Source organism: Oleiphilus sp. HI0043 (assembly GCF_001634935.1).
Window position 1 is genome coordinate 1 of the sequence record NZ_LWEY01000919.1, and the last position, 648, is coordinate 648.

Annotated in this window: 1 pseudogene; it reads right to left on the reverse strand. The window is 41.4% G+C overall.

Annotated elements, in window-relative coordinates:
- Positions 1-329: 329 nt before the first annotated feature.
- Positions 330-648: pseudogene (locus A3729_RS10280) on the reverse strand (UDP-glucose 6-dehydrogenase); the annotation flags it as partial.

Here is a 648-nt window from a genome sequence, read left to right on the forward strand (position 1 = left end):
CGGTGTTTGGCCGAAAACTAAGCTGCTTACTGACTTTGAACAGTTTTGTGACCGTTCCCATAAAGAAACAAGAGAGCTAATAGAAGGCGCTAAAAAACTTCAGGAACAAAGGAACAAAGGAACAAAGGAACAAAGGAACAAAGGAACAAAGGAATAACACCAACACAATACGTCTGCTGATTATGTCTGCTGATTACTCATTCAGCCCAACTAGAGCAGAAAGTCAAAGCCCGTTGCATACAAGTTGGAGGCAACTACACACGATCTTTTAGGTGTAGGGCAAGTAATGCGAATGATTATTAGTTGTCACCGACCCCTTTTGCAATTTATTGGATAATCTGTTGAGTATCCAATCCATGGGATTCTGCATAGCTATCCAGCTCATTAAAATACGAAACACGCATAGCGAGATAAGTGTTAGAAAATAATTTAACCGCTTCTGCTTCTGTTGAATCAATAAATAGCGTATCGATATCTTCCTTGACTGCTCCTTGAGCGAGCAACGCTGCAAATGTCTTTGCCAGTTCACTTTGTGAGCCAACAATAATTCGTGATGGGTATAGGTTGTCATGTAGCGCCTTCCCTTCTCGAAGAAACTCAGGAGAGAAAACGATATTGTCTGTATCAAACTCGCTACGAACGCGTTTG